16 protein-coding genes are annotated in these 18,420 nt (G+C 72.5%); 7 read left to right on the top strand and 9 right to left on the bottom strand.

Features of this window, described 5'->3' with window-relative positions; translation table 11 throughout:
* Window position 1 precedes the first annotated feature (1 nt).
* From IE200_RS16875 to IE200_RS16850, 6 genes are all read right to left on the bottom strand, one after another.
* Entirely contained in the window at window positions 2-1,327 is a 1,326-nt protein-coding gene (locus IE200_RS16875) for a glycoside hydrolase family 26 protein (protein ID WP_191280653.1), read from the bottom strand.
* Window positions 1,306-1,740: an ATP-binding protein gene (locus IE200_RS16870; protein WP_191280652.1), complete on the bottom strand. Its 435-nt coding sequence runs from the start codon at window positions 1,738-1,740 to the stop codon at window positions 1,306-1,308. The genes IE200_RS16875 and IE200_RS16870 overlap by 22 nt, the downstream gene beginning before the upstream one ends.
* On the bottom strand, window positions 1,733-2,068 hold the full coding sequence (locus tag IE200_RS16865) for an STAS domain-containing protein (RefSeq protein ID WP_191280651.1): 336 nt from the start codon (window positions 2,066-2,068) through the stop codon (window positions 1,733-1,735). The genes IE200_RS16870 and IE200_RS16865 overlap by 8 nt, the downstream gene beginning before the upstream one ends.
* Window positions 2,065-4,071, bottom strand: coding sequence for a glycosyltransferase (locus IE200_RS16860; RefSeq protein ID WP_191280650.1), 2,007 nt, complete (start codon window positions 4,069-4,071; stop codon window positions 2,065-2,067). The genes IE200_RS16865 and IE200_RS16860 overlap by 4 nt, the downstream gene beginning before the upstream one ends.
* Window positions 4,068-5,288 carry a PP2C family protein-serine/threonine phosphatase gene (locus IE200_RS16855; RefSeq protein ID WP_191280649.1) on the bottom strand — a complete coding sequence of 407 codons (1,221 nt, stop codon included), beginning with the start codon at window positions 5,286-5,288 and terminating at the stop codon, window positions 4,068-4,070. Before IE200_RS16855 ends, IE200_RS16860 begins: the two co-directional genes overlap by 4 nt.
* Window positions 5,289-5,407: 119 nt before the next feature.
* The gene (locus IE200_RS16850; RefSeq protein ID WP_191280648.1) at window positions 5,408-6,586 is read right to left on the bottom strand and encodes an endonuclease; all 1,179 of its coding nucleotides are present in this window, start codon (window positions 6,584-6,586) and stop codon (window positions 5,408-5,410) included.
* 317 nt (window positions 6,587-6,903) lie between these two features.
* On the opposite strand from IE200_RS16850, the gene IE200_RS16845 reads away from it, so the two are divergent.
* The 5 genes from IE200_RS16845 to IE200_RS16825 are packed head-to-tail and all read left to right on the top strand — an operon-like array spanning window position 6,904 to window position 12,476.
* Window positions 6,904-10,263 (top strand): sensor histidine kinase, encoded by a 3,360-nt coding sequence (locus IE200_RS16845; protein ID WP_191280647.1) that lies wholly within the window; start codon window positions 6,904-6,906, stop codon window positions 10,261-10,263.
* Window positions 10,260-10,697: a roadblock/LC7 domain-containing protein gene (locus tag IE200_RS16840; RefSeq protein WP_191280646.1), complete on the top strand. Its 438-nt coding sequence runs from the start codon at window positions 10,260-10,262 to the stop codon at window positions 10,695-10,697. Before IE200_RS16845 ends, IE200_RS16840 begins: the two co-directional genes overlap by 4 nt.
* Window positions 10,698-10,710: 13 nt before the next feature.
* A complete protein-coding gene (locus IE200_RS16835) occupies window positions 10,711-11,079 on the top strand; it encodes a DUF742 domain-containing protein (protein WP_191280645.1) in 369 nt (122 codons plus the stop codon).
* A complete protein-coding gene (locus IE200_RS16830; RefSeq protein WP_056906137.1) occupies window positions 11,060-11,656 on the top strand; it encodes a GTP-binding protein in 597 nt (198 codons plus the stop codon). Before IE200_RS16835 ends, IE200_RS16830 begins: the two co-directional genes overlap by 20 nt.
* 4 nt (window positions 11,657-11,660) lie before the next feature.
* Window positions 11,661-12,476, top strand: a complete 816-nt coding sequence (locus tag IE200_RS16825; protein WP_191280644.1) for an ABC transporter substrate-binding protein — start codon at window positions 11,661-11,663, stop codon at window positions 12,474-12,476.
* Between the two features lie 130 nt (window positions 12,477-12,606).
* Here IE200_RS16825 and IE200_RS16820 read toward each other — a convergent pair whose 3' ends face one another.
* Window positions 12,607-13,776, bottom strand: a complete 1,170-nt coding sequence (locus IE200_RS16820) for a calcium:proton antiporter (protein WP_191280643.1) — start codon at window positions 13,774-13,776, stop codon at window positions 12,607-12,609.
* 36 nt (window positions 13,777-13,812) lie between these two features.
* Window positions 13,813-14,817, bottom strand: a complete 1,005-nt coding sequence (locus tag IE200_RS16815) for a GTP pyrophosphokinase (RefSeq protein ID WP_191280642.1) — start codon at window positions 14,815-14,817, stop codon at window positions 13,813-13,815.
* Window positions 14,818-14,919: 102 nt separating this feature from the next.
* On the opposite strand from IE200_RS16815, the gene IE200_RS16810 reads away from it, so the two are divergent.
* The gene (locus IE200_RS16810; protein WP_191280641.1) at window positions 14,920-15,480 is read left to right on the top strand and encodes a hypothetical protein; all 561 of its coding nucleotides are present in this window, start codon (window positions 14,920-14,922) and stop codon (window positions 15,478-15,480) included.
* Window positions 15,481-15,493: 13 nt separating this feature from the next.
* On the opposite strand, the gene IE200_RS16805 is transcribed toward IE200_RS16810, so the two are convergent.
* On the bottom strand, window positions 15,494-16,909 hold the full coding sequence (locus IE200_RS16805) for a phosphodiester glycosidase family protein (RefSeq protein WP_191280640.1): 1,416 nt from the start codon (window positions 16,907-16,909) through the stop codon (window positions 15,494-15,496).
* Between the two features lie 103 nt (window positions 16,910-17,012).
* Between IE200_RS16805 and IE200_RS16800 the strand changes: the two genes are divergently transcribed.
* Window positions 17,013-18,239, top strand: coding sequence for a site-specific DNA-methyltransferase (locus IE200_RS16800; protein ID WP_229856708.1), 1,227 nt, complete (start codon window positions 17,013-17,015; stop codon window positions 18,237-18,239).
* The last annotated feature ends 181 nt before the right edge of the window (window positions 18,240-18,420 follow it).

Here is an 18,420-nt window from a genome sequence, read left to right as displayed (position 1 = left end):
GTCACCGCTGCGTGCGCCGCCGGGCGAGACGGAGCGCCAGCCAGCCGAGGGCGAGGACCGCCAGCCCGACGGGCACCCAGGCGGGGAGCGCCTCGGTGGGTCCGCCGTCGTCCGGTGAGGAGTCGCCCGCAGGGGCGTCCTTCGCCGCCTCGTGGGACGGACGCACCACCTCGGTCACCGGCCCGAGCCGTACGTCGGACGAGGCCAGGTCCCGGCGCAGCGCCCGGGCCATGGCCGGGGTGTGGGTCGCCCTCCAGTCCGCGACCTCGTCGTCGATCTCGGCCTCGGGCCGGGTGAGCTCGAGCCAGCTGATCGCGCCGATGGCCGGGCGGGACGTCGTGCTGGCGAGGACCTGGCGCCACCAGGCCTGCTTGAGGGCCCGCTCGGGGCGACCGCGGTCGTTCGCGGTGTTGTAGAGCGCCGACGTCTCCACGAGCATCGGCCGGGCCCTGCTCGCCCAGCGGTCGTGGAACGACCGACGCTGCCGGCGCACCCCGTAGCCGAACCGGTCGTCGAGCCGCGCCTCGAGCTCGCCGGGGGCGGGCGCCGCGTTGTTGCCGAAGTCCTGGCGGTCGCCGTAGTGGTAGAGCGACAGCCCCACCCAGTCGACGTAGGCCTCGCCGGGGAAGTAGGGCGCGTACGGGTCGTCGCCGTCGTCCACGCTGCCGTCGCCGTCGGTGTCGAGGACCCGGGCGATCCGCCGGCCGGCCGCGTCGACCGCTCCGTAGGACCGTCCGAACGGGTAGCCCGCGCCGTAGGCGGGCGACCAGACCATCTCGGCGTGGTCCCCGGCTGCATCGTGCACCGCGTCGGCCACCGTGCGGAAGGCTGCGACGTAGCGGTCGGGCTGCTGGCCCCAGATGGTCCACGACCCGTTCATCTCGGGCGCGAAGCGGACCAGGAAGTGGCTGTCGAGGCGCTCGTGCAGGTCGGCGAGGTCGTCGGCGAGCACGCCGGCGTCCTGCCGGCCGAGCTCGGTGAGCGCCACCTGCGGCTCGAGCGTCAGCAGGGGTACGGCGCCCTGGGTCGCCGCCGCCTCGGCGAACTGCGCGAGGTAGCGGCGGTCGTCCTCGCCGAGCGGGTAGCGCACCCGCTGGGCGTAGAGCGACGGCGTCTCCCCGAGCCGGTCGGCGTAGTCGGCGGGGAGGTCCCGCTCCCAGTCCAGCCCGGGACCGAACCACGGCTGGCCCGGGGCGGGCGCCGGCGCGGCGTCGCCCCCGTGGTGCGCGGTCGCCGTCGCGCCGGTCCCGGACAGCGCCGGCGTGGCCGCGGCGAGGCTCAGGGCGAGCGTGAGGGCGGCACCGATCAGCCGGCGGCCCGACGGCACACGAGCCTCCAGTGGTTGCACCCGTCGACGCGGTCGTAGGTGAGCTCGTCGACGGCGGCGACGGCCAGCGCGAGACCGCGTCCGGAGGTGGCGTCCTCGTCGGGCATGGTCACCGCGCCGAGGTCGAGCGCGGCCGGGAGGCCGTTGTCGGACAGCCGGGCCTCGAGGAGCTCGCGGGTCAGCCGCAGCTCGACGGTGAGCAGCCGGCCACGGACGTCGGCGTCGAGCGCGAAGGCGTGCTCGACGACGTTGGCCACGATCTCCACCAGGGCCATCTCGAACCGAGTGCGGTCCGTGACCGACACGCCGTCGTGGTCGGCCAGCCACGACTCGAGCCGGTCCTGGACGAGGTCGAGGCTCTCGGGCTCGACGGGCGCCTCGATCCGCTCGACGGCGACGGGTGACTCAGGCATCGAACGCGCTCTCGACGTCGTCGCGCGGGCGCAGCACCGTGTCGAGGTTGGTCAGCCGGAACACCGTCATGACCGACTCGGTGGGCCGCGCGATGCGCAGGTCGCCGCCCGACTGCCGGGCGGTCTTGAGGCCGGCGACCAGGGCGCCGAGGGCGGAGGAGTCGAGGAACGTCGTCTCCGCGAGGTCCACCACGATCCGCGTGCTGCCGCCCTCGACGAGGCCGGTGAGCGTCTCGCGCAGCTGCCTGGCCGCGACCATGTTGAGGCGGCCGCGCGGGACCACCACCCCGATCCCGTCGGCGGTGGTGGTCACGTCGAACTCGATCATGCTGCTCCTTCTTGGTGGACGGACTGGCGGTGCTGCGGTTCGGCGGCAGGCTCGGGTGTGGGCTCGGGCTCGAAGCCCCGGTAGCGCACGGCCTTGATGATCACGGAGAAGACCAGCAGGTCGAACAGGACCCACACCATGTTGAGCACGGTGCCCAGCCCGCTCGCGTGACCCAGCGCCAGGCGTACGCCGCCGATCACCAGCGCGAGCACCAGCAGGCCCATCGCCACCAGCTGCGGGCGGACCAGGTCCCAGCGCGGACCGGTGTGCTCGCGCTTCTCCTTGGGGGTGACGGCGAAGTCCAGCGAACGTCCCAGGAAGACGTTGCCGAAGGCCGAGGTGAACGAGCGGATCCACACCGGGAACAGGGCGAGGGAGTACTGCTGGCCGCGCCACGTCGGCCTCCCGTCGGCGACGACGAAGAACAGCAGCTGGTTGACCACGAGGAACGGCACCAGGCGGACGAAGAAGTCGGTGCTCAGCGCCTGCACCGGGAGCACCCCGAGGGTGAGGTAGGCGATCGGCGCCGCGATGTAGACGACCGCGGCGAACCCCGAGAGGTAGCTCCACATCGTCGCGAAGTACATCAGGCGCTGGGCGAGCGAGAGCCCCTTCTGCACGAGCGGGTTCTCGCGGAAGAAGACCTGCACCGTGCCCTGGGCCCAGCGCAGCCGCTGGGTGAGCATGGTCTGCAGGTCCTCCGGCGCGAGGCCGCCGGTGAGGATCTCGTCGTGGTAGGCGGTGCGCCACCCGAGCGCGTGCAGGCGCATGCAGGTCGCCATGTCCTCGGTGACCGAGATGGTGGCCATCGGCATGATCGGCTGGGCCTCGCCGCCGCGGTCGACGTCGATGGAGCGCACGAGGGCCTCCACCGTCTCCACCGCGCCGAGCGGTGACCACTCACGGTCGGCGAGCTGGTCCAGGGCGGTCTCGTCGATGGTCGCCAGGCTCTGGCCGGGGTCGCCGGCGAGCTGGTCGAGGCCGGCGATGACGGCGAGGTCGGCGTTGAGGGCGCGCAGGTCGGCGCCGACGAGCTCACGCCGCGTCCTGGCGACGCGCTGCTGGAAGCGGTAGGTCACGTCGAACAGGGGCTCGCCACGCTTGAGGTCGCGGCGGGCGCGCTCGATGTCGTGGGCGATGTCGTCGAGGGCCGCCAGCACCTCGACCTGGTCGGCCGGCACGTCCTTGCGGGCCTTGGCGATCACCGACCGCGCCGCGCGCAGGGCCCGCCGTACGGCGACCTGCACCTCCCCGGCGTAGCGCGAGATGCCGAGCTGCATGAGCGCCTCGCGGCGGATCACGGCGTTGGAGCCGCAGAAGAAGGCGGCGTTCCAGCCGTCCTTGCCCTCCTGGATCGGCCCGTAGAACAGCGGCGCCTGGCTGCCGAGCGGGTCGTCCTCGGGGACGTTGACGAACCACTGCGGCGTCTGCACGAGGGCCATTTGCTCGTCGCGGAAGTAGCCGAGGGTGCGGTCGAGGATGTCGGGGTCGGGGACCATGTCGGCGTCGAGGATGAGCAGGAACTCGCCCTCGGTGGCGAGCAGGGCGTTGTTCAGGTTCCCCGCCTTGGCGTGGCGCGGCATGCCGGCCCAGTCCGCGGATCGGGTGATCCACCCGATGCCCTCGGCCTCGGCGCGGGCGCGGAGCTCGGCGCGGTTGCCGTCGTCGAGGATCCACGTGCGGTGGGGGTAGGTGATCCGCTCGGCGGCGCGGGCGGTCTCGAGGACCAGCCCGATCGGCTCGTTGTAGGTCGCGATGAACACGTCGACGCTCAGGCCGGGCTCTGGCTCCGGGGGCTCGCCGCGTCCCTTGAGCCGCCACACGGTCATCCCGAACAGCAGCGAGTCGACGAGGCTGTAGGTCTCGGCGAGGACCAGCGGGACCGCGATCCACCAGGCGTCCCAGTTGACGGAGAAGAACCAGCGCCAGGCGACGTAGTTGACGCCGAGGATCGCGGTGACGAGCGCGACGACCCGTACGACGAGTCGCCGGGCCGGGCTCACCGCTCGTCCTCGCGACTGCGGTGCACCACCACGGCGGTGACGTCGTCGAAGCTGACCCGCGCGGTCGCGAAGTCGCGCAGGGCGAGGAGGAGCTTGGCCGGCTCCTCGTGCTCGGCGACCAGGCGCGCGATGTCGTACCACCAGCGCGACTGGTCCTCGAGCAGGTCGAGCAGCCCGTCGCTGAACACGAGCATCCGGTCCCCGGGCGCGAGGTGGGTGCGGCGCTCGGTCCACGAGTCGTCCGGGAGGATGCCGATCGGTCGGTCCTCGCTGACCAGTCGCTCGACCGCGCCGTCGGCCCGGACGATGACGCACAGGCCCGCGCCGGCGTCGACGAACCGCATCGACCCGTCCCGGACGTCGATGGCGCACTGGAAGAGGGTCACGAACGACTCGCCGCGGTCGAGGTCGTCCTGGAGCGTGCGCGCGACGCGGCTGGTCGTGGCGCCGAGGTCGGCGCCCGACACGACCGCCGGGTGGGTGCTGCGCACGGCGGCCCGCACGCCGGCGCCGATGAGCGCGGCGCCGGTGCCCTTGCCCATCACGTCGCCGAGCCCGAGGTGGATGACGCCGTCGGTCAGTGCGAAGTCGAAGAGGTCGCCGCCGACGGTCAGGGCCGGCAGGCAGATGCCGTCGACGTGCCAGCCGTCCACATCGATGGGGCTCGCGGGCAGCATGGCCGCCTGCACGCGCCCGGCGCGCAGCATCTCGCTCGAGGAGACCAGCTCGTGCTGGGCCCAGGCGGCGAGGTCCTCCAGCGTTTGCAGCTCGTCGTCGCTGAGGGTGCGCGGCGCGTGGTCGTAGATGCAGAACACGCCCACCACGTTGCCCAGGAGGTCGGTCAGCGGGACGCCGGCGTAGAACCGGATCCCGTCGTCGACGACGGCGGGCAGGTCGGCGAAGAGCGGGTCCTGCGAGGCGTCGGGCACGACGATGGTGCGGCCGACGCTGGTCGTGCGCGAGCAGAACGTGTCCTCGCGCGACATCAGCGGGATCTCGAAGCCCCGCGCGCTGGGGAACCACGCGAGACCGCCGTCGAGCACGGTGATGGACGACCAGGCGGCCCCGTACAGGGTGCTGCCGAGTCGGGTGATGCGGTCGAAGCGCTCGTCGCGGCGCTGCTGGTGCGGCACGCTGAGCCCCAGTGCCTCGACGGCGCGCTGCCGGCGACGCTCGACCGACTCCCCGTCGGTGGGCGGGGTCAGCTGCTCGCCCATGGTGCGACATCCTCCGAGACCGGTGTGACCGCGGCACGGTCACGTGACTGCCCCGGAATCTACCGGGTCCCCCGTAGCGACGGACGCGAACGGGGGACCCGGAACAAGGTGTCGCCAGATCAGTTCCAGATGGCGGCGGCCCACTCGGGGTGGTCGACGAACGGGTTGCGGTTGCCCTGCCACTGTGCGTGGATGCGGTCGTTGCGTCGCATCTCGAAGGCGTCGACCGGGTCGGCGGCGTTCCAGGCGAGCAGCGTCTCGAGGTCGCCGAGCCGGGAGGTCGACGTGCCGACCGTCGAGCTCATCTCGAGGTCGGTGAAGCCGTCGTCGCCCTCGTAGCGGATCGCCATGTAGAACAGCATCCGCGCCACGTCGCCCTTGACGGCGTCGCGGGGCTCGAAGGAGTCGCCGTCGGTCCAGCAGTCGGTGCAGCCCGAGACGGCGGCCCCGCCGTTGTCGAAGTCCTTGTTGCCGCGGATCGAGTTGACCGTGACGTCCTCGGGGCGGATGTGGTGCAGGTCGGTGCCGGGGCCGGCGCTGGTGGTGAAGCCACCGCGCGACTGCGCCCACACGTGCTCGCGGTTCCAGTCCCCGGCGTCGCCGCCGTTGAGGCTCTTGGAGATGGAGCGCCCGGTGTAGAGCTCGATGACGTTGGCGCTGTTGCGCGGGTCCTGGTCGGTGTCCTTGAGCGCGGTCCACACCGTGGAGTACGACAGCGTGGTGTGGTTGTCGATGATGTCGTGCAGCGACGTCCGCAGCGCGGTGCCGGTGTTGCCGACGGCCGGCGCGTAGTAGGTGGAGTCCCACGGGCTGGTGCCACCGGTCGGCGGGGGCTCGGTGGTGCCGCCCCCCGACAGCGCGAACGCCGACGTGCTGGTCATGCCGGGGTGGGAGAAGTACGCCGAGAGCGTGCCGGTCACGTCGATCTGCTTGCCCATCAGCGACGGGTTGCTCTGCAGCCCCCACTGGGAGCGGAAGGCCGAGGGGATCTGCACGTAGAGCATCGAGGAGGTGCTGGTCTGCGACGCGGAGTCGGCGATCGCCAGCGCGTAGTCGTTGGGGAAGCCGGAGCGGACGACCGTGTTGGTGGCGGTCGGCTGCCCGACGACGTAGCCCCGGACGGTCTGCGTCGCGCCGGTCTGCTGGCCGATGGCCTGGCTGACGGTGAGCGGCGTGGCGGCCGCGGCCGGCGTCGAGACGGCCGGCACGAGGACGAGGGACAGCGCCAGGGTGAGGGAGGAGGCGAGGGAGGCGAGGGCAGCCCCGAGGGTCCGACCCTTCCCGAGATGTGGGGTCATGGCGCCGAAGCCTGCCGTACGGCCGCCCGCCGCGGAAGGGGCCGCGCGATGAACCCTCGGCGACGCCGCGGGGTCACGACACCCAGTCGTCCCACCCGTCACTCACAACGCTTCGGTCACGGGTCTCGGTGTGGTCGGTGGTGCCGGTGGGACACTGCGCTCGCTCCACGGGGTGCGTCCCGGCCCCTTACACCCCCACCACCCCAGTTCTGCGAAAACGCCACGGAATGTCGCAAGACTCCTTAGGTTGAGTCTGCTCCGGTTCCCCCCACCGGTTCGTTTCGACGTCGTAGTCGCTCACCAAACGCGAGGCACACATGACTCAGGATGCAGCCCGGCCCCGCAAGGGCGCGGGTCTCTCGGTCGCCGGTTGGCCGCTGGGCCGCAAGATGGCCCTGGCGCTGGCGATCCCGCTGCTGCTCGCGGCGGTCCTCGGTGGCCTGCGCGTGGCCGGCGACTACGGCGACTCCCGGCAGGCGTCCCGCAGCGCCCAGCAGGTCACCATCATCCAGCCCGCGGTCGACTACCTCACCGCCTCCGAGGCCGCGATGGTGGCCGCGCAGACCGACAGCGCCGCCAGCCAGGGTGACCTGATCGACGCGATCAGCGACATCACCACCAACGCCGAGGCGCTCGTCCAGGCCCGCGACAGTGCCGACCTCGACGACCTGCAGACCGCCCACGTCAACGCGCTGCTCGACCTGAGCCAGGCGATGCGCGGCGAGGGCGCCGAGACCCTCGGCCCGGCCACCTGGATCGCGCTGGTACGTCAGCTGGAGTCGAGCGTCTCGCAGCTCATCACGAGCGTGAACGCCGCCCAGGAGACGCCCGAGCCCCGACTCGAGCAGCTCTCCCAGGTCATGAGCGGCCGCCTGTCCCTCGCCCTCCAGCAGGGCCTGCTCGCCACCACCCTGTCGCAGTCGAGCTCACAGGAGCTCTTCTCGGAGATCGGCGTGGAGGCGGCGGCCATCGACCGTCTCGCCGGATCCGTCGAGGGCGCCGAGGAGCAGACGGCGCTGCTGCGTACGCAGAACACCCGTCACGCCGGGCAGATCCGCGACGACTCCGCGACGAACCTCGACGGCCGCGACGCCTACGTCCCCTACGACGAGATCACCGAGACGCTCGTCAGCGGTGTCACCGAGACCCTCGACGAGGCTGCCTCCGACGCCCAGCGCAACGCCCTCGTCGGCGCGGTCCTGACGCTCCTCGCGCTCGGCGCGGCCATCGCGCTCGCCTTCTTCGTCGCCCGCAGCCTGCTCGGCCCCATCGGCAAGGTGCGCGAGGGCGCGCTCGCCGTGGCTCGCCACCGGCTGCCCGACGCCGTCGCGCGGATCCGCGCGGGCCAGGAGCCCGAGCCGATCAAGCCGATCGACGTCACCACCAACGAGGAGATCGGTCAGGTCGCGCGTGCGGTCGACGACCTCCACCGCCAGGCCATCCACCTCGCCTCGGGCGAGGCCCAGCTCCGCCAGACCGTCAACGCGATGTTCGTGACGCTCTCACGTCGCTCGACCTCGCTGGTCAACCAGCAGCTCGCCCAGATCGAGCGGCTCGAGCACGACGAGGAGGACCCCAAGCGCCTCGAGTCGCTGTTCCGCCTCGACCACCTCGCCTCGCGCATGCGCCGTACGGCCGACTCGCTGCTGATCCTGGCCGACGCGCCGAACCGTGCCGCCGGCCAGTTCAGCCTGACGGTCGGCGAGGCGCTGCAGGCCGCGACGTCGGGCGTGCAGGACTACCAGCGCGTGCAGATCCTGTCGAACCTCAACACCCGCGTCGGTGACGAGGCCGCCCCGGACGTGGTCCACCTGCTCACCGAGCTCGTCGACAACGCCCTGTCGTTCTCGCCGCCGACCGAGCCCGTGCGCCTCGCGGCGAAGCAGGGTCCCGAGGGCGTCACGATCACCATCACCGACTCCGGTCTCGGGGTGCCGCCGGCCGAGCTCGAGCAGCTCAACCGCGACCTCCAGCACGGCGCCGAGGCCACGCCCGACACCGCACGCCGGATGGGCCTGTTCGTGGTGTCGCGCCTCGCCGAGCGTCACGACATCGACGCCCACCTGTCGCGCAACCCCGGTGGCGGCATGACGGCCACGGTCACCCTGCCGCTGAGCGTGCTTCCCGACCTGGTGCAGACCGCTGCCGCCCCGGCCGCCACGGCCGCGAGCGCGCCCGCCTCGACCAGCTCGACCAGCTCGAGCGAGGTCCTCGAGACCGCCGCGGTCGCCGCTCCGGTCCTCTCCAAGCGCGAGGCCCGCAACCGCGCCCGTGCGGAGAAGGCCGAGGCCAAGGCCGCCGAGCGTGCGGCAGCCGCCGAGGCGAAGGCGGCGAAGAAGGACGCGAACAAGGACGCGAACAAGGACGCCGGGTCCGAGGCCGCTGCCGCCACGGGGGCCGAGGTCGAGGCCGCGCCGGTGACCACTGCCGACCGTGCTCCCGAGGGCGGTGCGGACGAGCCGGTGGCTCCGGCAGCCGCGACCGCCAGCGGGTCCGAGCCGACCCCGGACCGGCCGCCGCTGGGCAGCCTGCTGCCGCGCCGCGACCCCGGCGCCAACATGCCCCGTACGGGCGCCGACGCGTTCCTGCCGCCGGAGACCTCCACGACGAGCGGCCCGCTCTTCGGCAAGCGCGCCGAGCCCTCCGAGACGCCCGCCGCCTCGGCCGCCGCATCCACCGCCGGCGAGGGTGCCGGCGCCGGGCGCGCCGAGAAGGTCGCACGCGTGGTGCCGATCACCGCCCTCGCCGCGCGACAGCGCGCCCAGGCCGAGCAGGAGGCCCGCGTCGCCCAGTCCGCCCCGGCGGTCGACGAGAACCGCGCCGACGCCACCTCCGACGAGCCCGCCGGCGTGCCGGAGGCTCCTGTCGAGGCGCCCGTGGCGCAGACGGCTTCCGAGCTGACCCCCGAGCCGGCCCCGGAGCCGGTCCGCGCCCACGACCCGCTCTCGGACCCGCTGCCGGCGGACGCGTTCGACGAGCCGGAGCCGGAGCCGGAGCCCGAGCCCGAGCCCGAGCCGGTGGCCGCTGCCGAGCCGGAGCCCGAGCCTGCGCCGGCACCGTCCGCTGAGCCCGACGTCGAGGTCGACGCCAGCGACCCGCTCGGCCTGGGTTCGCCGGTCCGGGCGAGCGCGCCCGAGCCCGTCGCCGAGCCGGTCACGGAGCCGGTCACGGAGAAGCTCCCGGAGCCGGTCGTCGAGACGGTGCCCGAGCCCGCCCCCGCTGCCGCCGCCTGGCAGCAACCGGCGTACGAGCCTCCCGCCGCCCATGCCAACGGGGCCAACGGGGCCAACGGGGCCAACGGGACCAACGGCAACGGTCTCCCGCACCGTGCCGAGCCGGCCCGGTCCGGCGGGGAGTCCCCGATCTTCAAGTCGATGCGGTCGGGCTGGCTCACCGGCGACCCGAGCGAGTTCCACGAGACCGAGGTCGACCGCGGATGGGAGATCGCCGAGCACGTCGCCGAGGAGGCGCCGGTCGTCGAGTCGACCCCGGTCGGTCTCCCGCGTCGCGCCCCCGGTGAGCGCCTCGTCCCCGGTAGCGTGACCCCGCCCACGGCAGCCAAGACGCGCGACCCCGAAGCGATCCGCCGCCGCCTCCAGGCACACACCGCGGGGGTCTCCCGCGGTCGACGAGCAGCCCAAAGTTCCTCTCAGCACACGGAAGCAGGCCCCGCATGACTCACGACTCCGCCACCGCCGCCGCCCCCAGCACCGCTGGTGACGACCGTGACCTCGACTGGGTGATGTCGCGATTCGTCGACGACGTCCCCGACGCCGCGCACGCCATCCTGGTGTCCGCCGACGGCCTGCTGATGGCCTCGAGCACCAGCATCCCGGGTGAGCGCGCCGAGCAGGTCGCGGCCGTCTCCTCCGGCCTCGCCAGCCTCGCCGTCGGCGCCGCCCGCCTCTTCGAGGGTGGCTCGGTGATGCAGACCATCGTCGAGATGGAGATGGGCTTCCTGATGCTGATGAGCGTGGGTGACGGCTCCAACCTCACCGTGCTCACCACCGAGGAGGCCGACATCGGCCAGGTGGGCTACGAGATGGCTCTGCTGGTGGACCGCGTGGGACGTACCGTCGAGGCCCAGGCCCGCGTCGGTACGGGCGGCTGACCGGCTCCGCGCCATGACGCCGCCACACGAGCCGGAGGACGAGGCGTACCGCCCTCGCCTCATCCGGTCCTACACCCTCACCGCCGGGCGGACGGCCGCCAAGGTGGAGCTGGCCATGGAGGCGACGCTCCGCCTCCAGGCCGGTGCGGAGGCACCGGTGCTCTCGCCGTCCGCCGCGCAGGTCCTCGAGGTCTGCGACCGGCGCTCCGTGGCCGAGGTGTCGGCCCTGACCAAGATGCCGATCGGCGTCACCCGGGTGCTGCTGGGTGACCTCATCGAGCAGGGCCTGGTCCGCATCCAGGCCACCATCAACGACAGCACGTCGACAGATGAGCGTCTCGAGCTCATCGAAAGGACCCTCCGTGGACTTCGAAACTACTAAGGCACAGCGTGCGGCTGCGTCGACGAAGATCGTCATTGCCGGCGGCTTCGGCGTCGGCAAGTCGACGCTGGTCGGCGCCGTCTCGGAGATCGACCCGCTGCGCACCGAGGCACTCGTCACCAACGAGTCCGAGGGCGTCGACGATCTCGCTGCCGTGCCCACCAAGGCCACCACGACCGTGGCCATGGACTTCGGTCGACTGACCCTGGCCGAGGACCTCGTCCTCTACCTGTTCGGCACGCCGGGCCAGCGCCGCTTCTGGTTCATGTGGGACGACCTGTGCCGCGGCGCCATCGGCGCCATCGTGCTGGTCGACGTGGCCCGGCTCGACGAGTCGTTCTCGCCACTGGACTACTTCGAGTCCAAGGGCATCCCGTTCATCGTGGCCGTCAACGAGTTCGACGGCGTCCCGCGCTACCCGGCCGAGGAGATCGCCGCGGCGCTGGCCCTGCCGGCCGACGTGCCGATCATCAGCCTCGACGCCCGCGACCGCGAGCAGGCCAAGGGCGCGCTCGTGAAGATCACCGAATACGCCCTCATGCGACTTCGCGAGTCGCTCACCGTGAATGCGAACTGACCCCATGACCCGCGCCACCCGCCGTACGAACCCTGCCCGCCTCGCGGCGGCCGCCCTGTCCTCAGTGGCCCTCCTGGCCACGCTGAGCTCCTGCGGCGGCAGCGCCGCCGGGGAGGAGGCCGACGCGCTGACCGAGGTGTCCCTCGTGTTCAGCGGCGCGCTGACAGTGTGCACCGACATGCCGTACGCACCGTTCGAGTACGAGGAGGGCGGCAAGCCCACCGGCTTCGACATCGACCTCGTGCGCAAGGTCGCCGACAGCCTCGACGCCGAGCTCGACGTGGTCGACGTGTCGTTCGACGACATCACCTCGGGCACCTCGCTCAACAACGACGTGTGCGACGTGGCGATCTCCGCGATGACGATCACCGGCGAGCGGGCGCGCGTCCTGGACTTCTCCAGCCCCTACTTCGACGCCAAGCAGGCGCTCATCACCCCCAAGGGCTCCGGCCTCGACGAGATCCGCGAGCTCGCCGGCCGGCGGGTCGGGGTGCAGAAGGACACCACGGGCGAGACCTACCTCTCCGACTTCGCCCCCGACGACACCCAGGTCGTCACGTTCGACGACGCGGCCGGCCTCCAGGCCGCGCTCGAGGCGGGCGAGCTCGACGCCGCGATGCTCGACAACACCGTGTCGGGCCAGTTCGTCGCCGACAACCCGCGCCTCAAGCTCTCCCGGGAGTTCGACACCGGCGAGCAGTACGGCATGGCGGTGAAGAAGGACGGCAACATCCCGCTCCTGCGCAGCATCAACAGCACCCTGGCCGAGCTGCGCGAGGACGGCAGCTACGACGAGATCTACGCGACGTACTTCGGCTGAGCGCTCGCCGCCCCGCCGTACGCCGCTCCGCTCCCGCGTCGGGATCACCGGTCAACCGGTGGTTCCGACGCGAGCGTGGAGTCCGTGAGCCGCATCCCGGCACACGGACTCCACGATGATCGTCGACGACCTACGGCGCGATCGTCAGGAACAGGAACGACGCGAGCAGCACGAGGTGCACCCCGCCCTGGAGCGTCTTGGCCCGGCCGGGGACGACGGTCAGGATCGCCACCGCGGCGGTCAGCACCAGCAGCACCGTCTGGAGCTGGTTGAGCCCGAGCTCGAGCGGGCCGTCGAGCCAGATGCTGGCGACCGCGATGGCCGGGATGGTGAGCCCGATCGAGGCCATGGCCGAGCCGAGGGCGAGGTTCAGGCTGACCTGGACGCGGTTGCGCACGGCCGCGCGGACCGCGGCGATGGTCTCCGGCGCGAGGACCAGCAGGGCGATGACGACGCCGACCACGGCGTACGGGAACCCGAGCGCGGACACGCCGGACTCGATCGCCGGCGACTCGATCTTGGCGAGCCCGACGACGGAGACCAGGGAGACCACGAGCAGGGCCAGGCTGGTCAGGGCGGCCTTCGCGGTCGGCGGGTCGGCGTGCCCGTCCTCGTCCTCGTCGACCGGCTCGTGCTCGAAGGAGCCGGACTCCCCGGCCGCTGACGGGTGCTCGGCGGGCGCGCCCGGACCCGCGACGACCGGTACGTACTGCTGCGGCGCGACCGGCAGGAAGAAGTCGCGGTGCCGGATGGTCTGGGTGAAGACGAACATCCCGTAGAGCGCCAGCGAGGCGACGGCCGCGAAGACGAGCTGGGCGCCGGTGAACTCGGGGCCGGGCTCGGACGTGGTGACCGACGGCACGACCAGGCACAGCACGGCGAGGGCGATGACGGTCGCCAGCGCGGCGCCGGTGCCCTCGGGGTTGAAGACCGCGAGGTGGTGCTTGAGCGCGCCGACCAGCAGCGAGAGGCCGACGATGCCGTTGACGGTGATCATCACCGCCGCGAACACCGTGTCGCGGGCCAGCCCGGCGTTGCTGCCGTCGGAGGTGACCATCAAGGTGACGATCAGGCCGACCTCGATGACGGTCACCGCCACGGCCAGCACCAGCGAGCCGTACGGCTCCCCGACCCGGTGCGCCACGACCTCGGCGTGGTGCACCGCGGCCAGCACCGCACCGACGAGCACGAGGGCGAGCAGGCCCAGCACGAGGGCGTTCTCGGGGTGCAGCGGCCAGGCGACGGCGAGCGCGACCGCGGCCAGCGGCGGGGTGACGGTGGTCCAGGAGGGCCGTGGCATGCCGCAACCCTAGGGGGGCGGGTCCAGCGGACTTTCTCAGCCCTCGGGCGTGGTCCGCAGCTTCTCCAGCCGGGCGCGCAGCAGCGGCACCCGGTGGCTGTTGCCCTCGAGCGTGACGTACTGCTCGCCGAAGACCGCGAGCAGCGCGTCGTCGAGGCGGCGTACGGCCCCGGCGGGGTAGCGGTAGCCCATCCGGCGGATCACCGCGTCGGCGTCGACCGAGGTCAGCAGGTCGGCCAGGTCGTCGATGCTGTCGATCCCGAGCTCGGCGAGCAGTCCGGCGATCCAGTCGTAGTGGTCGGTGTGCGACCAGCCGGCGTCGCTGTAGTGCCCGGCGAGGAAGGTCGCGAGCTCCTGGCCGACGATGTGGTCGGCGTCGGCCTCGGTGGTGCTGCCCGGCGCCGCCGCCTGGATCCGCTCGCGGATCGTGGCGAACTCGCGGTCGGCCAGCTCGATGAGGCCGGCCGCGAGGGTGAAGCGGCGGTCGAGGTCGGCCGCGGCGTCCTCGGGGACGTTGCCCTTGTAGCGGATGTCGTGCTCGAACTCGGCCCACGCGTGCTGCAGCACCGTACGGACCTGGATGCTGGCCCGCTCGCCGGCCAGGTCGGCGTGCTCCTCGTCGCCGTCGTCGATGCGTACGAGCAGGTGGCGGCTGGCATAGCCGAAGCGACCCGACCGGGCGGTCTCCTCGCCGAGGTCGCGGTCGTCGAGGATCGTGAGCTCCTCGTCGAGCAGCTCGGCCACGGCGGCGACGTCGCTGTGGACGTAGGTGATCACGCGGACGCCGATCTGGTCGGTGACCTGCTCGAGGGGGTCGGCGTAGATCGGCTCCCCGCCCTCGACGCGGTTGGCCTTGGCGGAGAACGACGCCACGCTCTTCGTGCGCCCCGTCACGCTGAGGTAGTCGATGCCGGCGTCGTCGAGCAGCGTGCGCACGAGGGTGACCCACCCCGCGGTCGCGGCGACGAGCTGCGGCTGCCGCGCGGCATAGGCACGTACGGCCTCGCGCACCGGCTCGGCGTGGGTCTCGGGGCCGCTCATGGCGCCAGCCTGCCAAAGAGCGGGCCCGGCGTCGACGCGACGTCCCGGTGCGCGCGCGCCGGGACGCAGGATCCGCAGCGCCGCGGTTACCGTCCAAGCACCATGCTGACCTCCTCGATCGCACGCGGGCTGTCCCTGACCACGCGCCTGACCGGGCTCGTCCTGCTCGGCGCCCTGTCGGCCTGCGCGTCCGGTGGCGACGACAGCGCGACGGATCCTGCCGGCACGACCGGCGAGACGACCGGCGAGACGCCCGGCGAGACGCCGACCGAGTCGTCGTCGCCGACCGAGGGCGCCCCGGAGGCGCTGCGCGCCGTAGGGTCCGCCGGGGTCACCGAGGTGCTGCTGCTCCAGGCGACCGAGGGCGGCGGGTCCCCGTCGACGCTGGCCTTCGCGCTCGACACCGAGCAGGCCGTCGACGACTTCGTCGTGGACCTGCGGGCCGGGCTGCCCGCGCAGGTCTCCGCCGCCGTGGCTGACCTCCGGTCGCCGGGCGCCACCCCCTACGGCTCGGTGGTGTCCACCGGGTGCGAGCCCCCGCGCAGCGTGGCCGTGGACGCCGGCGAGGCGGGGTTCGAGGTCGTGCCCGCGCTCCCCAGGAACACCGTGGAGTGCCTCGCCCCGGTGACGTACGTCGTGGTGTTCGACGTGCCCGACGCCTGAGCGGCGCCCTCGCTCAGGAGGTCGGCGTCGGCGTGGGCGTCGGCGTGGGCGTCGGGGTGGGCGTCGGCGTCGGGGTGGGCGGCAGGATCGGGACCACCGGCGGCAGCTCGGCGTGGTAGACCACACCGAACGCGTTGGGCACGAGCCGCTCGCCGCCGTCGGAGGGCTCGTTGACGACGCCGAAGGCACCGGTGCCGGTGCGGGTGTACATCGTGGAGGAGCCGCCACCGTCGAGGTTGATGGCGTTCTCCGCGCCGAGGGCGGTCATCAGGTCGGCGAGCTCGACCATCGTGTAGCCGCGGCTCGCCGAGGAGCGTCCGTCGACGACGAGGATCAGCAGCTTGCGGCCGTCGGCGTCGATCCCGACCGCCGTGCGCGGGTGGGCGATCGTGTTGTTGACCACCGAGCGCACGCCGTTGACGAGCAGCGGCCGGTCGCCGCTGACCGCGACGGTGGGCTTGCCGCCGGAGAAGCGGGTCGACAGCGTGATCTTCTTGCCCTTCCTCAGGTTCTTGAGCTTGCCGGCAGCCTGCCCGGTGCCGATGAGGACCTTGTCCTTCTTGCGGATCTTCATGCCGCTGGACAGCTTCGGGCGGTTCGACACGACGCGGTTCTTGCGCAGGACCACCTCGCGGGCCCGCTTCTTGCCGCCGGTCACCTGGTAGCCGGGGGTGCGGTTGAAGGCGTGGGTGAAGACCCCGATCTCACCGGCCGGGATGCGGGGGTGGTTGATGCCGCTGACCGGCCACTTCCTGCGCTGGCGGATCGTGTTCTGCACGGTGATGGGGCTGACGTGCGGTCCGGCCGCGTCGAACCACAGCGTCGAGTTCACGCCGGGGATCCAGCCGTCGCGCGAGCCGGTGAGGATGCCGGCCTCGCGGTCGACCGACACGCCGAGGGGAGAGTTGGTCCGGCCGATGTCGAAGAAGTCGCCGTTGACGGCCGTCAGCACGTCGTTCCACCCGCCGAGCTGGCTGACGGTCTTGCGGCTGGTGACGAAGCTCGGCGAGAGCTCCTCGAACGAGATGTTCGCGGCGTCGAGGCTGACGGTGACCAGGTTCATCCGGACCTGCCCGACGGGCTGGCGCCCGTCGACCTGGTCCCACTCGCGCAGCACGACGCCCGGCGCGATCTCGTAGCTCACGTCGTTCTTGACCTGCGCCGCGCGCCCGCGGAAGCTGACCGGCGGGCCGACGACCGTGCCGGGCCGCCCGTCGGAGGTCTGGTTGCGCCCGCGATAGCCGCTGTCGGTGCCGGAGGTGAGGCCCCGGCCCTGCGCGGCGCCGTCGTCGGCGACCGACGGCGCGACGCCGACGTTGAGGGCGACACCGGCCACGAGCACGCCGGCGGTGGCGATCGTCAGGCACCGGTGGCGGAGTGCCCGCACGGGACGGGCGGCGGTCAGGAGGCGGCGCGTGGAGGAAGGCACGCGCTCCAGAGTAAAGGACGTCGTGGGACGGGTGGGAAAATTGGGACCTGCGCGTCCGGCGTACGCGACGGGCGGGCGGTCCGGACGGCCTAGGCTGCCGGACGTGCCCGCCGCGTCGTCGTACCCGTCCCTGGGGCGGGTGTGCAACACGCTCCACGTCGGCGACAACCTCGACGTGCTGCCCCGGCTCGCGCCCGGCTCGGTCGACGTCGTCTACACCGACCCGCCCTACAACACCGGCAACGACTTCGCCTACGCCGACCGGTTCCGCGACGACACCCACCCCGACCCGTACGCCGGCAGGCACGCCGCGTGGAGGGCGATGATGCGCCCGCGACTCGAGGCGGTGCGCACCGTGCTGGCGCCGCACGGGGCGGTGTTCGTCAGCATCGACGACAACGAGGTCGCCCACCTGCGGCTGCTGATGGACGAGGTGTTCGGCGAGGCCAACTTCCTGGCCCAGGTCGTGGTCAACCTCAATCCCAAGGGTCGCCAGCTCGGGCGCGGCTTCGCGACCAGCCACGAGTACGTCCTGGCGTACGCACGGCACCTGCCCGACTGCGTCGTCGACGGGAGCACCACCGAGTCGGTCGACGAGGCCGACTTCCCGCTGAGCACCGCGGACGGGCGACGTTTCCGCTACCTCCCGCTGCGCAACACCAACAAGAAGTTCAACCCGCTCACCACGCCCACCCTGCACTACCCGTTGTACGGGGACCCGGCGACCGGGCGGGTCTCGACGACGCAGTTCGCCGGGAGCCTGGCGCTCACGCCGGTGTTCGGGGACGGCCGTCCCGCGGTGTGGCGGTGGTCGCGTCCGCGCGTGGACGAGCGGTCCGACGACCTCGAGTGCCGGGTGATCCGCGGCCGCGGCGGTGAGCGCGCCGACATCTTCCAGCGTGACTGGCTGCACCGCGAGGGCGGGCGCCGCAAGAAGCTGCGGACCATCTGGCTCGCCGAGGAGATCGGGTCGACCGACACCGCGGTCGCCGAGCTCAAGGCGCTCGTGGGCCATGTCTTCGAGTCGCCCAAGCCGACCGGGCTCGTGCGCCGCATCCTCTCGACGCTGCCCGACGACGTGGTGGTGCTCGACCCGTTCGCCGGCAGCGGGACCACCGGTCATGCGGTCGCGCTGGCCAACGCCGCCGACGGCGGCACCCGCCGGTGCGTGAGCATCAACTCCGCCGAGCCGACCCGGGAGGGCTCGAACGCGCGGCTCGCCGGCCTGGCGACCGTCGCCGACATCACCCGCGCCCGGCTCGCGGCCGTGGCCGAGCGGGTCGGCGGCGGCCTCGAGGTGGTCCGGTCGGAACCACCGGTTCACCGGTGATGCGTGAGCTTCTCACCGGTTGCAACGGGTGAGAAGTTCATGAACCACCGGGTAACCGGCTCTCCTGACTGATGTGTGGGTCATGCTCGGCTTGGGAGGGCTGGTCTGTAGGGGCCGCGGCTGAGCATCGCGAGCGCGATGAGGGGTTGGGGTGAGTGGAAGCCGAACGCGATGCGGGTGA

This window comes from Nocardioides flavus (ex Wang et al. 2016) (assembly GCF_014653115.1).
GTDB lineage: Bacteria > Actinomycetota > Actinomycetes > Propionibacteriales > Nocardioidaceae > Nocardioides > Nocardioides flavus.
This window is presented reverse-complemented; position numbering and strand designations above follow the sequence as displayed.